Source organism: Thalassoglobus sp., from assembly GCF_048270125.1.
GTDB lineage: Bacteria > Planctomycetota > Planctomycetia > Planctomycetales > Planctomycetaceae > Thalassoglobus.
On the sequence record NZ_JBLWTN010000007.1, the window covers coordinates 242257 to 256201 of the forward strand.

The 13945-nt window shown below is 50.2% G+C and carries 12 protein-coding genes; 9 read left to right on the forward strand and 3 right to left on the reverse strand.

The features are described from left to right. Positions 1-60: 60 nt before the first annotated feature. The 3 genes from ACN0YR_RS11150 to ACN0YR_RS11160 all read right to left on the reverse strand — a co-directional run bounded on the left by ACN0YR_RS11150 (position 61) and on the right by ACN0YR_RS11160 (position 2850). Positions 61-1287, reverse strand: coding sequence for an NPCBM/NEW2 domain-containing protein (locus ACN0YR_RS11150; RefSeq protein WP_417849293.1), 1227 nt, complete (start codon positions 1285-1287; stop codon positions 61-63). A 110-nt stretch (positions 1288-1397) separates the two neighbouring features. Beyond that, positions 1398-2495: a prenyltransferase/squalene oxidase repeat-containing protein gene (locus tag ACN0YR_RS11155; RefSeq protein WP_417849294.1), complete on the reverse strand. Its 1098-nt coding sequence runs from the start codon at positions 2493-2495 to the stop codon at positions 1398-1400. Between the two features lie 151 nt (positions 2496-2646). Then, positions 2647-2850: a hypothetical protein gene (locus tag ACN0YR_RS11160; protein WP_417849295.1), complete on the reverse strand. Its 204-nt coding sequence runs from the start codon at positions 2848-2850 to the stop codon at positions 2647-2649. Positions 2851-3409: 559 nt separating this feature from the next. Between ACN0YR_RS11160 and ACN0YR_RS11165 the strand changes: the two genes are divergently transcribed. The 9 genes from ACN0YR_RS11165 to ACN0YR_RS11205 all read left to right on the forward strand — a co-directional run bounded on the left by ACN0YR_RS11165 (position 3410) and on the right by ACN0YR_RS11205 (position 13910). Then, positions 3410-4438: a DUF1559 domain-containing protein gene (locus ACN0YR_RS11165; RefSeq protein WP_417849296.1), complete on the forward strand. Its 1029-nt coding sequence runs from the start codon at positions 3410-3412 to the stop codon at positions 4436-4438. A 101-nt stretch (positions 4439-4539) separates the two neighbouring features. Continuing rightward, a complete protein-coding gene (locus ACN0YR_RS11170; protein ID WP_417849297.1) occupies positions 4540-5991 on the forward strand; it encodes a sialidase family protein in 1452 nt (483 codons plus the stop codon). Further along, positions 5984-6910, forward strand: a complete 927-nt coding sequence (locus ACN0YR_RS11175) for a redoxin domain-containing protein (RefSeq protein WP_417849298.1) — start codon at positions 5984-5986, stop codon at positions 6908-6910. Before ACN0YR_RS11170 ends, ACN0YR_RS11175 begins: the two co-directional genes overlap by 8 nt. A gap of 173 nt (positions 6911-7083) precedes the next feature. Beyond that, positions 7084-7407 (forward strand): hypothetical protein, encoded by a 324-nt coding sequence (locus ACN0YR_RS11180; RefSeq protein WP_417849299.1) that lies wholly within the window; start codon positions 7084-7086, stop codon positions 7405-7407. Positions 7408-7442: 35 nt separating this feature from the next. Next, positions 7443-8372: a PmoA family protein gene (locus ACN0YR_RS11185; RefSeq protein WP_417849300.1), complete on the forward strand. Its 930-nt coding sequence runs from the start codon at positions 7443-7445 to the stop codon at positions 8370-8372. 215 nt (positions 8373-8587) lie between these two features. After that, the gene (locus tag ACN0YR_RS11190; RefSeq protein WP_417849301.1) at positions 8588-11080 is read left to right on the forward strand and encodes a PSD1 and planctomycete cytochrome C domain-containing protein; all 2493 of its coding nucleotides are present in this window, start codon (positions 8588-8590) and stop codon (positions 11078-11080) included. Positions 11081-11188: 108 nt separating this feature from the next. Beyond that, positions 11189-11506, forward strand: coding sequence for a hypothetical protein (locus ACN0YR_RS11195; protein ID WP_417849302.1), 318 nt, complete (start codon positions 11189-11191; stop codon positions 11504-11506). Positions 11507-11951: 445 nt separating this feature from the next. Next, positions 11952-13010: a fatty acid desaturase family protein gene (locus ACN0YR_RS11200; protein ID WP_417849303.1), complete on the forward strand. Its 1059-nt coding sequence runs from the start codon at positions 11952-11954 to the stop codon at positions 13008-13010. A gap of 228 nt (positions 13011-13238) precedes the next feature. Beyond that, the gene (locus ACN0YR_RS11205; protein ID WP_417849304.1) at positions 13239-13910 is read left to right on the forward strand and encodes a class I SAM-dependent methyltransferase; all 672 of its coding nucleotides are present in this window, start codon (positions 13239-13241) and stop codon (positions 13908-13910) included. Positions 13911-13945 lie beyond the last annotated feature (35 nt).

Below are 13945 nucleotides of genomic sequence, written 5' to 3' on the forward strand. Positions count from 1 at the left end.
AGGAGAATTCTGACAATCATGCGGGTCGCGAAGCTTAAGCAGAATGCGCAGAATGGGATATTACTCTCTAAGTAGAAAGTATGGCTGACACCAGTTGACGCAATCGCCAACGTCTCCACGTAACCCAAATCTCACGCTGAGTTTAAGGCTCTTTTGCCCATGGATTGGCAGAGCTGAATGCTCTAAGAAATGAGAATCTGTCTGGGAGAGTCGGTGTGAACTGACCTCGACATCATCAAGGCTGATGTGAACATCGACTGCCCCGTTCTTGTCAGCCCGGTCATCAAGCCCGACCGAATAAATCAATGCCTCGGCATTTGATGGAACCGCAAAAATAAGTTCAGACTGACTTCTGACCCCATAGCCATGCGAAAAAAACTGATCGCCGGAGAGTAGCAGTTGCCCGGAGGCATTCCGGTTCTGACTAAAAGAGATGATGTTGCCAAAATAGTCTTCGTTGTGAGAGCGGAGTGGCTGGTCCCGATTCAGGAGTCGGTGTCGTTCATCCCAGAACTCAATGCGGCAAATGTCACTCATCAGAATCGAGAGCGTTCCTGTCTCTGGGAGTTCAACATTCAACTTCTCCTTCGAAAGGTCGAACTCGTTCATATTCGTTGAAGGCATTGTTGAAAGCACTGACCCATTTTTCAGGAACAACTGAGCATGTTTGGCAGCGATGGGAATGTCAGCAGCGAGTGCCGGGTTCAGTTTGATCGATCGAGAATTGGATCGTGGAAGCTTAAGGCTTCCCAAGTCTGTTTTGAAATTGATTTTGTCGTCGTCGAAAGAGTCGAGTTCCCCTCTTACGACGTCCTGGTTTTTCAGGATGACGACGTCATCCGATCCTGGATCAACTGCACTCTCCTTTAGATTCGTGACACAGACATCGAAGAAGACCTCTCTCACATATTCAATCGGAATCGAAATATCCTGGTCGTCAAACTTTGCGAGAAATCGTTCTTCAGTCAGCAGAAGATCGCTGACAAAGTAGATGTCATCATTAGTGAGTTGCAGTCCGATGGACTCTGTGACTTTCCGGCTGTAAGGCCTTCGAAAAGAGATCGCTTTGAGTTGTTCCCGTGGGAGTGCGTCCAAGTCTCCAGAGGCAGTCTTAAACTGAATTGAATCCTTGTCCCAACTCAAACTGGTCACTTCGGTTTGTGCGCCATCCTGCATTCTCAGCACAACCTCTTCACTGGACGCTGAACCGGGTTCAGCAAAGAGCAGCAACGTGAAAAGAAGCAGCCTGTAAAGGAACGAGTTGGATGATTCGCTGCGGGGCTTCATGATTGCCTGAGAATAGATGCCTGAGAAAATATTGTCTGGAGGGTATTGCCTGGAAATGGCTGACTGAAATGAAGTGAGACTGCTGAACTGAGTTTCAGGATCATACAGGATCAACGTTCAAAGATGGGGACCAGATTGTTGGGAATCTGGAGCGCAATTAATGCCATCGCAGTGGCGTATTCGTTTCCCATTGCGGTGTCCTCCCAGTGATCAGTGTTCACGGAATCAAGAAGCCTGTCACGCAGCACCGGAAATCCGTTCGACCAATCCTCTCCCCCGGAGTGCCAGTACGCTTGTGCACTGTAATAAGCGGCATAGTAACGATACGCTCGGTCATCGTTGAGTCCTCGCTTCGTCTTGAGGTATTCAAACCCTCGCTGCAATGCTGGATCATCTGTGATACCCGCAGTGTAAAGCGCGACGAGCGCTGCCGCTGACCGGGCGACTTTGGATTCCGCCGCATCGAAGATCCGATATCGAAATCCTCCGTCAGGGTTTTGACACTTCTTGAGATACATGACAGCCCGGTCGATCACTTCTTTGGGGACTGCAATGCCCGCATTCCGCGCCGCTCGCAATGCCATCACCTGACAGACTGTGACAGAGATGTCCGCGTCGTCAGGGACGGGATTGTAGCGCCACCCCCCTTCTGGGTTTTGGGTCGCAATAATGAGGTTCACTGCTTTTTTGAGTTTCAAACGTAAGTCATCGCGGTTGGACATTCCGTAAACTTCGGCCAGAAACATCGTCCCAAATCCATGCCCATACATGGGGCCATGTGTTTTGAGTTCTGTATTGACGAGATAACCGTTCGGCTGCGAACAGGAGAGCATGAATTGAACACACTTTGAAACATGCTCCGCATACGGTCCCGCTTCAGGCACGCTTCCCGATGCAAGAAACGCCATTCCGCAGAGTGCTGTCACTCCGACTTGATGCGGGGATGTTCTCGCCGTTCCAAAAGTGCCGTCTTCATTCTGGCGTTCAGCCAGCCATTTCAATGCATCCTCCGTCACCCGAACTGCACGTTCATCGAGAAACTTCGACTGCGTCGGCGGCTCCTGTGCATGGAGTTGACTGAGAGGGACGAGCGAAACCGTGCTGAGGTTGAATAGACAAATCAGAATGCAACTGACGAAGCGGCAGCTGCATACGCGTGAAGCTGCACGCAATTTCAATATCGGATTGAAGTCTCCGGAAATGGGCATCAGAGATCTGGTCAGATATTTGAGTAGAAATTCTGGACAATTCGTTCAATGGGTGCTCAGAGTAACGTATGCCAAGACGAACGAATAGGAATGTCTCATCGGTGCGGTGCCGTGGCTCAATTCCCAAGGTCAATCCAGCTTTCCCGACTGGTCAAGTATTGCCCAGCATTGCCCCATCACCACGAACTGCCGGGAGACTTCGTGAGAGATCAATCAGTGACGTAAGTCTCTCCATTTCGGCAATTCCCATGTCACAGAAAATCGTATCTTGATGCTCATCAGCTTCGTAAGGTTCCTTGACTCCTTCTGGAAAATCGAGAGACTTAAATGCGCCATAATCGTTACACTTTCGCATTGTTATGTATTCACAACGACTATCAACGATTGCTCTGATCATCGTCTATTGCTTCTCAGTGATAGGGTGGAGCGATTACGATCTGTCGGTGAAGTCCGGCTGTCGTTGTTCTGAGAAGTCACAGTCGGACAATGCGTGTTGCTGTTCTGCCAAGAGAAATCAAAAATCAGCCGAGGCGACCAAAAGTAGCTGTTGCAGCTCTTCGAAAGTTGAAAGCTTGAGCAGTTGTGCATCGCAGCAGGAAGCGAAATCAAGTTGTTGCAGCAGCAGGGATAATTCGGAAAGTCCAGTTGTTTCAGCTTGTTCCTGTGGCGGCGAAACTCCGCAAGGTTTCGTGGTTGTCTCTGATCCCAGAAGCCTGTTTGCTGCTGTCTCTGTTGTCAGCGATAAATGCTTTGTGGATCGAGTCCTCTTTACCACAGAGTCGTTTCTTAACGATCAGCTACCTCCAGAAACTCCTCCTCCGAGAGCTTGAGAAAGAAGTTCTAATAAACTTTTTTCTCGCTGAGCATCGTCATGCAAATGCATTCTGACGTTGCGCTAACTGCTGGAGTTTAATATGCCTACGGCTTTACGCCCCCGTTCTGCGCGGGGTTTTACGCTCATTGAATTATTGGTTGTGATCGCAATTATTGCGATTCTGGTTGCTCTGCTTCTCCCCGCTGTCCAACAGGCACGCGAAGCTGCTCGCAGGGCTCAGTGCAAAAATAACATGAAACAAATTGTGCTCGCGATGCACAATTATCAAAGCTCTTACTCAGTTTTTCCCGGATTGTCCTCTTCGAGTCAGTACGGGTTTTCAGTTCAAGCTCGCATCCTGCCGTTCATCGATCAGGGCAACTTGCAAAACCTGATTGACTTCGACGTCCCGCTCATGCTTGGTTCAGGTGGAAGTCAATCATTGAACCCGGTTCATGCTCATGTTGCAGCACAGGAATTGCCGCTGTTTCTTTGTCCGAGCGAACCAGAATCACCAATTTTTCAGAACGCCAATACCGGCAGCAACGAGTTCGCAGGAACAAACTATGTCGTCTGCACCGGAAGTGGAACGGACTCGAACTATGACACCCGTGCTCGTACCGATGGAATGTTCTTTTGGGGATCATCGAGCCGATTTCGCGACATGACTGATGGATCTTCCAATACGCTTGTGCTTGCTGAATCTCTGATGGGCAACAAGCAGGATGGGACTCCTCTGGCAGAGATCAACGTTGATCGGCAAATGGCTCGCTATGGAGGCGGAGGAATGGGGGGGCCGGGAGAGGGTTTCACCGGGCCGCCGGGACATAATCCAGATGTTCGTGCCGCTGCAGCGGCAGCTTCAACGACTGACGGACGTGGACGCTCTTCCTGGATTTGGGGGAGAGAACATCTGACGACTTTTAACACCTATATGACACCAAATTTCGACTCGCCGGACATCCATCGCAATGGCTTCGGTTGGTTCGCTGCTCGAAGTATGCACGTCGGAGGAGCCCATTGTGGGTTGGGAGATGGTTCCGTTCGTTTCGTCAGCGAAAGTGTCGATGGTGGAATCTGGCGAGCGCTGGGCACGAAAAACGGTGGCGAGGTCATTGGCGAATTTTAGAACTGGTCTAATTTTTGACACTTGACCATTGAGTTTTCTGGTTAGCCCCTCTGAGGTCCATGGGGGCTAACTGTTTCAAGAAACTAACTCTGAGAAATATTATGTCAGTGAAACAAAATCGAACAATGTTCCCGCTGCTCACGATCGCTGTTCTGGCTGTCGGTCTGGGATTAGGCTTTTTGCTGCCAGAAAGTGAGCAGCAAACACCGTCCGGAACGTCGTCTAAAACGGTTTCTCCATCCGCTGGAAATGAAGCTGACGAGAGTGAGGTTCTCAAGGGGGAACCGACATCTCTCGCAAGCCAGCAACAACAGGTCCATGAGTTCACACTCTCAAAGTTTGACATCAAGGACCGTTTACAAGCACCCGCAATGGCGACCGACGATCAAGGGCATTTATGGGTTGCTTGGGAGTCTCAAATCAATGAGGACGAAAGAGCAATCTTTCTGATTACGTCATTCGATAATGGGAAAACATTTTCTGAGCCAGAGCAGTTGCGTAAATCCAGGATCTACTCGTGGGACGCAGCAATGCGTGGGCGAACAATTAAACGCTCCAGCCGAATGTGGGTGAATCTTCAGTTTGCAAATGATCGTTTATTGTTGAGTTGGGTCGAGTCTGACAAAGAAGACCTCAGTCAGTTGAAGTTGCTGTATGCCGAATCAACCGACTTCGGAAAGACTTTCAGCAACGCAATTCAACTCTCCACTGCAAACGCAGTTCGTCCGACGTTTGTCGCCTTCAATGCAAATACTCAAGGGCAAGTTGCAGCGACATGGCTTGATTATCGTGCTGATGTCCAACAACCATTCGCTGCGATTTCACATCAAAAAATTGAAGAACAACTTGTGTATGCCGGTCCTGATGATGCCGGAATTTGCCCGTGCTGCAACCTTGAGATCAACGTCACGGACAAAGGGCAAACGATTGTCGCCTTTCGAAATAGTATCAATGGGTATCGTGATATGTGGCTCGCTGTTCGCGGTGCAAATGAGACTCAATTCTCTGAGCCGATTCCTGTTGTTGAACCAAGGTGGGAATTCAACGGTTGCCCTCACGATGGACCTTCACTTTTGATTGATGGGGATCAAATCCATATGGTCTGGATGGATGCACACACCGGGGTTCAACAGGTTTATTACGGACGAGCAAAGGTTGGCGAATGGAAATTCACAACCAGGCCCATTCACCAATCGACAGCGATTCAAGGACATGCTTACCTGGCGAAATCACCTCAGGGGGTAGTGATTGTGTGGGACGAGACAGTTGCCTCGCCAGCAACAGGCGATAGCGAACATTCTCATGGGACTCCATCCGGATCTGGCTCTGCAATAAGAATGGTCGTTTCGCAAAACAACGGAGAGAGCTTTTCCTCACCCCAAACGGTCCTGAACGAGAGTGGGGAATTTCAGTCTCGACCGAGCGTCAAAAGTCACGGCGATTTAAGTACCTTTGCCTGGAGCAGCCTGTCCGAGAACGGCAAAAAAATGGTCATTACCACCAGATTGTCTTCCACTTCATCAGAATCAACTCAGGTGGCGATTCATGAATAGTCAGACTGACACTCTCAAAGCCTTGGTGAAAGTTGTCTTCGTAGCCGCAGTCCTCATTGTTGCTGTCTGGGGAGGTCGGCAATTGCGAAGTCGATCGAATCTCGCAAACACAACAAGTCTCAACGAGGTCCAACAGCCTGCTGGTTCTGAAGAAGATGTTCTTGTCTCGCGAGGCGAAATTCTCTACACGCAGCATTGTGCAAAATGTCATGGTGACGAAGGGAACGGTGACGGCGAAGGCCTGCGGCCACTTTCAATTCGGCCTCGCGATTTTCATAGCCCGCATTGGCGGTTTGAGAAATCTGAGAAGTCGATCCAGACCGTCATTCGGGATGGCATTCCCGGCACTCCAATGCCTGCATCAAAAACGGCATTGTCTGACAGCGATATCAATTCAATCGCCAGTTATGTTCTCGAGATTGCCAATGAGAAGTCGGCAGCAATCACTTCAACAGGTACATCGGAAACCGATTTGTTGATCGCGGCTGGGTTCTCGCCAGTCATTCCAGCGAGGGTGCCGGATCTCAAACTGACGAATGTTGCTGGGGCGGATGTCACTCTTGGGAAGTTCAAGTCGAAACCGATGATCGTTCATTTCTGGGGAACATATTGTACTCATTGCATTCAGGACATGCCTCGACTCAACGAAGAAATCGCGATGCTCAAAGATTCTGTCTCTGTGATCAGTATCTGTGCTGATGTGACTGAAGCAGAGGAGTTAACTGAATTCGCAAAACAGTTTCCAAACATGGACTTTCATGCAGACCCGGCCGGTCTGGCAATGAACCGCTTCGGAGCGAGTCTTCTTCCTTCGTTCTACTTCGTAGATAAGTCAGGTACTGTTCTCGGAGTGACTCATCAACTGAAAACTGTGAAAATTCGATCGCTCATTGAACAGATCGTGCAGCCTGATGAATGACAACTGCAGATGGGCTTTACCGCTCTGATTTACTTTCATTTTAAAGCAAAACATGATGGTTCCGGGTTGCTTTAAGATACTTGACTGCGAAGGAAATCGAATTGCGTTATACTGCGAACTCAAACTTTGAGATCTCAAAACCTGAAACTACAGCCTAAAGTTCACTCCTCTCGATGACTACACCCAGCCAACCTGTCAATTACCTTCGCCTCAACCTGATTTTTCGGATCGGCTGTCTCTGCTGCGTTTCGATCGCATGGATCGGGATGTTGCTCTATGCGATCTTGGAAATGACCCCGCCCTTCTCGGTCGATTGGTTGCTGTTTGCAGTCTCTGCCTGGGCACAGGGCCTGTCGCTCTTTCTCTGCTGCGTCTTTGCATTCGCAGCAATTGCCACGAATTCGATCTCCGGGCAAAGTCAGCTTTCCAAAAACGCTGGACCTCTACTTTGTATCGGACTGATACTCGTTGCGGTCTTCGGGACTCGGTTGCTCTGATTTTAAAACGTCGTTGAACAGTAGAAACGAAACCAATGCCACCACTACAAAGATGTGAAGTCGTTCCGCTTGCCGATTATCAGGTGAGCTTTCGTGTTGATGGAATCGAGAAGACACGCTGGCATTACGGTCCGCAGTATAAGCGGCCGTTCTTTTTTCCATTCAATGGCCCCAGTGGAGAAACGTTGACACGAGTGGGGCATCCCGGGGCGTCGAACCACGACCACCATCGCTCGGTCTGGTTTGCACATCACAAGGTCTTAGGCATCGACTTTTGGAGTGAGAACACCGACTCCAGCATCGAACAGAAAATGTGGTTCGAATACCGCGATGGTGACGATCAATGTACGATGGCCGTGCAACTCGACTGGCACGATGGACACGATCCACAGCCGTTGCTGCAGCAGGAGTTGATTGCCACTTTACGTCCGCTGGAGAACGACGAGTGGACGCTCGATTTGCAATCAACATTTCGACCTCTCGCGGCGGAACTTGAGTTCGAAAAAACCAACTTTGGCTTTCTTGCTGTGCGCGTGGCGAAGAGCATCTCGACACATTTTGGTGAGGGAATCATCACGGGAGCATCGGGAGATGCCGGAGAGAAATCGCTCTTCGGAAATGAGAATCGCTGGATGGATTATTCTGGACCGGTCGCGTCTCGCAACGCATCTGGTGAACGGGTGTCTGTCGACAACGGAATTACCTATCTCGATCACCCGGAGAATCCCAACTACCCTGCGAAATGGCATGTGCGTGAAGATGGCTGGATGGGAGCATCAGCCTGTCGCGATGAAGGACTCGTCACCACCAGAATGCAACCACTCAAGCTTCGCTATTTACTGTATGTGCATGATGGAAAGGTGAATCCTCAACGCGTTGAGGAACTCGCTTCCGAGTGGAGCAAGCTCCCCGCAAATTCGATTCAAAAAAGCTCGCAGCCGCACATGCAGTTCGAAATTTCCTAGAATCAGACTGGCGGAAAGACGCGATTCGTCACTTGGGAAGAATCTTCGTGAAGTCGAAAGACGAATCTGTGATTGAGGAAACTTCAGGAGTTGTCGTAGACTGTTGATCAGGCGGGATCAGTATCTTTGTGCCCACGATTGTCCAGACTGATCGCTCTGTGTAAGAATAGAGTCATCATTAAGATTCATTTGCCATTTTGTAGGTAGAGTTCCGTATGTTGCGTTTTGCTCCTGTTTGCAGCTTCATCTGTCTATTGATGTTCTCACCGTTTTCAGTTCGCGGTGCCGATGATGCTGGCATTCAGTTTTATAAAGAGAAAATTGAGCCGATCTTTGCCAAAAATTGCTTCGAATGCCATGGCAACGGAAAAGCCAAAGGTGGTCTGAGCATCTATACGCGAGAACTCGTCCTCAAAGGGGGAGAGAGCGGACCGGGCGTGGATCTTGAAGATCACAAGGCGAGCATGATTCTGGACGCTCTCAATTACGAGAGCTACGAAATGCCACCTTCAGGTAAGTTGCCGCAAGAGCAGATCAATCTTGTGGCGGAATGGATCAAACGTGGCGCTCCGATGCCGGTGCGGACCGATGTCATTGAAATCAAAGAAGAACATGGCCCACCGCAGGTCAATGAAGAAACGAAAAACCACTGGTCATTCCGACCTCTCAAGCAGACACCAGTTCCACAGGTTGATGACAAGAACTGGCAAGCAAATCCCATCGATGCGTTTGTTTATCAAAATTTGAAAGCCAAGGGACTCACTCCGAATCCACAGGCAGACAAGGCAACTCTTGTACGCCGACTCTACTACAATCTTCTGGGGTTGCCTCCTACGCCGGAGCAAGTCAATTCTTTTGTGAATGATGACTCACCAGAGGCTTACGAGAAACTCGTCGATTCACTCCTCAAATCACCGCACTATGGCGAACACTGGGCACGTTATTGGCTCGATCTTGTTCGCTATGCAGAAAGCAACAGTTTCGAACGAGACGACCCCAAGCCGTTTGTCTGGAAGTACCGGGATTATGTCATCCGGTCATTCAATGAAGATAAACCGTACAGCCAGTTTATTCTGGAACAACTGGCAGGTGACGAGCTTGAGAACGCTACGCCGGAGTCAATCATTGCGACGGGATACTATCGACTCGGACAATGGGACGATGAACCGGCAGATCCCAAACTTGCGATGTACGACGAACTCGACGATATCATCGCGACCACCTCGCAGGGAATGCTGGGGCTTTCGATGAACTGTGCTCGCTGTCACGATCATAAACTGGACCCTCTGCCGCAGGCGGACTATTACAGCATGGTCGCCTTCTTCCGAAATATTCGCCGTTACGGAGTCCGTTCCGGCCAAAGTGTTTTCGAGGCCTCTGTCAGAAGTATCGCAACACCTGAACAAGATGCAGAACATGCGGAGGAACTGAGCAAATATCAGGCTCGAGTTGGTCAGCTTCGAAAGGAACTGGACGTCGTCGAGAAAAAGATCAGCGAGCAACTTGTCGGTGGCGAACGCGACGATTTCAAGAATGACTCGGTCCGTCTGCGGATTATCAGGAAGCACAAAGGCAAGTTGATCACCCAGAAGGAATTTGAAAAATACGCTGCCAAACGCAAAGCATGGAATGAACTTCGCAATCACCCTCCGCAAAGTGCAGAGCAAGCTTTAGCGGTCAAGGAACATGGAATTGATCCTCCTGCAACTCACATCTTGATTCGGGGCAATCCGGGAGGAGAAGGAAAGATCGTCGAACCGATCTTCCCGACAGTCCTCACATCCATCACGCCGGAAATCACTCCCACCGTCGATGGCAAAAGTTCCGGCCGTCGTCTCGCGCTGGCAAAGTGGATCACCGACGAAAGTAATCCTCTCCCTATCCGGGTCTTTGTGAATCGTGTCTGGCAATGGAACTACGGACGCGGACTCGTACGCACACCAAACGACTTCGGCCTGACAGGCAATGCTCCAACACATCCTGATTTGCTCGAATGGCTGGCAGTGGAGTTTTTGAACAACGGGCAGAGCGTGAAGAAACTGACCAGGCTGATGGTGATGTCCAACACCTGGAAGATGTCTTCAACCCCGAACAAATCGTCTTACGATAAAGATCCTCTCAACGACAATTACTGGCGTTTCGACATGCGCAGACTCCGGGCTGAGGAAATTCGTGATTCGATTCTGGCAGTCAACGGAACCATTAACCTCGACAAAATGTACGGACCGAGTATCTACCCCATCATTCCAGCAGAGGTTCTCGCCGGGCAGTCTCGCCCCGGTGCCGGGTGGGGAAAATCTAGCGAAGAAGATCGACGTCGTCGAAGCATTTACATCCATATCAAACGGTCGCTCGCGGTCCCGTTACTGGCAGCCTTTGATGTCGCTGACACCGATTTCACCTGCCCCATCCGGTTCGCCACCACGCAGCCGACTCAAGCACTTGGCATGCTCAACAGTTCTTTTCTGAACGAGGAAGGTGAAGAATTCGCCAGGGAACTCAAGCAGGAGGCGGGCGCGGATGCCTCAAAGCAAGTCCAGCTTGCCCTCAACCGCGTGATGCAACGCCCCCCCACACAACAGGAGATCGATCGCGGTCTGAAGCTCTTGAAATCATTAGAAAACGACTTTGGTCAAGACAAGGAAACCGCCCTCAAGAACTTCTGCTTGATGGCACTGAACTTGAATGAGTTTGTTTATCTGGATTGATGTCGAGAGCATTTTCATTGCTTGACGTGCCTGTGAAGTTCACACCCATCACTTCATAGACTGCTCCTCACGAGGCAGTGCGTAAAGACTAAAATTGGATTTGCTCTAGTGGCGACCTACACAGTTTACACGCTGATCTATTTACTGATCTTGGGGGTGACCTGGATCGGACCGCGTTTGTTCGGGCTTCTCGGAATGTTCGCAAGTCATATTTTGACTGTGTTCATTTGGAGCACCTGTTCCGTCGCTCTCGCTGAATTTGGTCTGGGCGTCGAATATGACGGGATTTTTACATTTCTTGAATTATTGATTCAGTCCTTCCTGATCAATCTTCTGCTGTGCCCTGTCGCAATTCATGCCATGTTCCGTTGGCGTCGTTTATCACCAATTTCACCGCTCTTTGATCATGAAAAACAAGTTCATTGATGTCTCTGTGAAGCAATCGGATTGAGAGTTCGCTGGCCAGGTTTCATCGTAGTACGTGGAACAAGTTCCCGAGAAGGACGGTTGGACAGGTTATCTTGTGTACCAAATACGAATTGTTTTCTGATGCGGCGTGGGCTAGCTAGAACCAGTCCGACAACCTCTGGAATAGCCGCTTTTCTCAGCGTTTGAGAGAGCAATTTCACGTTTCAGGACCAGTTCTAGACAGTGTGCAACGTTCCTGTCTGCAGGTTCAGTGATCCATGCTTTTCGGGAATGTTTCTCTGATAAGACGGGGACAACGTGGGTTCTTCATTGGGGGAATTCTCGTGAAATGCTCTCGAGCTGCAAAATCGGCCTATTCGCCGAGTGACGGTTCACCTATGTTTCTCTCTCATTGCTTCGAGGTTCAGCAGATCTCGCACAGCAGCACTTATTCATCGATCCCATGTCGGGAACTCAGACGATCGATCGGTCACCGATGCGGACGGAAAAAGAGTTGCTGATTGCCACGAAGCAGTATAGCAGCGAGAACCGACTTCTCAGCTGGTGGCATTTGCTTTCAACAATCGCTGTCTTCATCGGCCTGTTCACGCTTACGTGGATGGATACGCCGCTTTGGCTTCGCATCCCAGCCGGGGTCTGCTCTGGTCTCACATTCGTTCGTCTGTTCTGTATCTATCACGATTTTGCTCATCATTCGATTCTACATGGATCGAAGTTGGCGAAAGCGATTATGTACACATACGGATTCCTCGGACTGAGTCCGCCGAGCATCTGGATTCGCTCCCACAATCATCATCACAACAACAACTCGAAACTACACGGAATCGGTTTTGGGTCGTATCCGCTGATGACGACCGATGAATGGGCTGTTGCCACGAAACGCGAGCGATTTACGTACGCTGCGACACGGCATCCGCTGACGATCGCTTGCGGCTACATCACGATTTTTCTTTTCGGAATGTGTATTCGCTCTTTCTTCATCAGTCCCAAGCGGCACTGGGATTGTGGTGTGACAGCGGTTCTACATGTTGGCATCCTTGCTTGGGTGGCGACTTACGGGCTGGACGTTCTGGCCTTCTCGCTTCTGCTTCCCATTGCAGTTGCATCCTGTATGGGAGCCTATCTGTTCTACGCTCAACACAATTTTCCGGGCGTACAATACGGTGACCGCGAAGACTGGACTTACGTCAAGGCTGCCCTGAAGTCGAGCAGCTACATCAAAATGAATCCGCTGATGCGCTGGTTTACCGCCAATATCGGATACCACCACATTCACCATCTCAATCACCGCATCCCCTTCTATCGCCTGCCTGAAGCGATGGCCGGACTGCCGGAACTACAGTCACCTGTCACGACAACTCTCAGCCCGAAGAGCATTCTGGCGTGCTTCAGGTCGAAGTTGTGGTGTGTCGAAGAGAAACGATACGTACCCTTTAATTACCAGCCACCGGCTCCAGTCAAACAGATGCCCCAAACGGTGGGAATCGTAAATTTGTCATAGGACAGAGCAAACAGGGAAGTGGTGGCACAGACAATCCTCTCGTCCTGGTTTCCTGTCCCTGAACTTTCTGGGGCTGATTCCGATTCAATTCCGGACCTGCACTCTGGGTTCCGGATGGTTGATATTTTGACCCACGATTTTCTGCGTCGGAGAATGATGCGTGGTTTGAAAATTGGACCGTTTGATTGCAGAACTGGAAGTCTGGTTGAGCCGAGCTGCAGAGGTTAAATGGAAGACGATATCAGTAGAATCACCTGTCCTCTTTGCTCCGCCAATCACATTCTTCCGCTGTATGTCGACAGGTGGCGCGAGTATGTTCGTTGTGTCGCTTGTCAATTGACCTTTGTTCCGCCTGCTTTCCATCTCTCACCGTCTGACGAAAAATCGGTCTACGATCAGCACCAGAATTCCCCTTCTGATCATCGCTATCGGAAGTTTCTGAGCCGTCTTTTTGACCCGGTTCATTCCCGGATCGCTCCAGGCAGTCATGGACTCGATTTCGGTTCGGGGCCGGGGCCAACTCTGTCGGTCATGTTCGAGGAGGCTGGTCATCATATGGCCATCTACGACCCTTATTACGCTCCGGACACAGCTCCTGTGGCCTTGCAGTATGACTTTGTCACCGCGAGCGAGGTTGTCGAGCACTTTTACAATCCCGGAGAGGAATTGCGTCGTCTCTGGTCCTGTCTTAAGCCCGGAGGATTGCTCGGCATTATGACCAAACTCCTTCAGGATCGAGAAGCATTTGCCGACTGGCACTACAAGAATGACCGAACTCACGTCAGCTTTTTCTCTCGCGAGACCTTCGCTTGGCTGGCAGCGGACTGGAATGCAGAATTGGTTTTTGTGGGTGACGATGTCATTCTATTGCGGCATCGTGCAGACACCAGCGGGACATAGAGTCGTGGATGCTTGAACGTCAGCGACATTTCTGA

What these genes read in the sequence shown, in the direction of transcription:
- ACN0YR_RS11155 (WP_417849294.1), bottom strand. Translation starts at nt 2,495, where the DNA reads ATGCCCATTTCCGGAGACTTCAATCCGATATTGAAATTGCGTGCAGCT.
- ACN0YR_RS11165 (WP_417849296.1), top strand. Translation starts at nt 3,410, where the DNA reads ATGCCTACGGCTTTACGCCCCCGTTCTGCGCGGGGTTTTACGCTCATT.
- ACN0YR_RS11180 (WP_417849299.1), top strand. Translation starts at nt 7,084, where the DNA reads ATGACTACACCCAGCCAACCTGTCAATTACCTTCGCCTCAACCTGATT.
- ACN0YR_RS11175 (WP_417849298.1), top strand. Translation starts at nt 5,984, where the DNA reads ATGAATAGTCAGACTGACACTCTCAAAGCCTTGGTGAAAGTTGTCTTC.
- ACN0YR_RS11200 (WP_417849303.1), top strand. Translation starts at nt 11,952, where the DNA reads ATGTCGGGAACTCAGACGATCGATCGGTCACCGATGCGGACGGAAAAA.
- ACN0YR_RS11160 (WP_417849295.1), bottom strand. Translation starts at nt 2,850, where the DNA reads ATGCGAAAGTGTAACGATTATGGCGCATTTAAGTCTCTCGATTTTCCA.
- ACN0YR_RS11205 (WP_417849304.1), top strand. Translation starts at nt 13,239, where the DNA reads ATGGAAGACGATATCAGTAGAATCACCTGTCCTCTTTGCTCCGCCAAT.
- ACN0YR_RS11190 (WP_417849301.1), top strand. Translation starts at nt 8,588, where the DNA reads ATGTTGCGTTTTGCTCCTGTTTGCAGCTTCATCTGTCTATTGATGTTC.
- ACN0YR_RS11150 (WP_417849293.1), bottom strand. Translation starts at nt 1,287, where the DNA reads ATGAAGCCCCGCAGCGAATCATCCAACTCGTTCCTTTACAGGCTGCTT.
- ACN0YR_RS11185 (WP_417849300.1), top strand. Translation starts at nt 7,443, where the DNA reads ATGCCACCACTACAAAGATGTGAAGTCGTTCCGCTTGCCGATTATCAG.
- ACN0YR_RS11170 (WP_417849297.1), top strand. Translation starts at nt 4,540, where the DNA reads ATGTCAGTGAAACAAAATCGAACAATGTTCCCGCTGCTCACGATCGCT.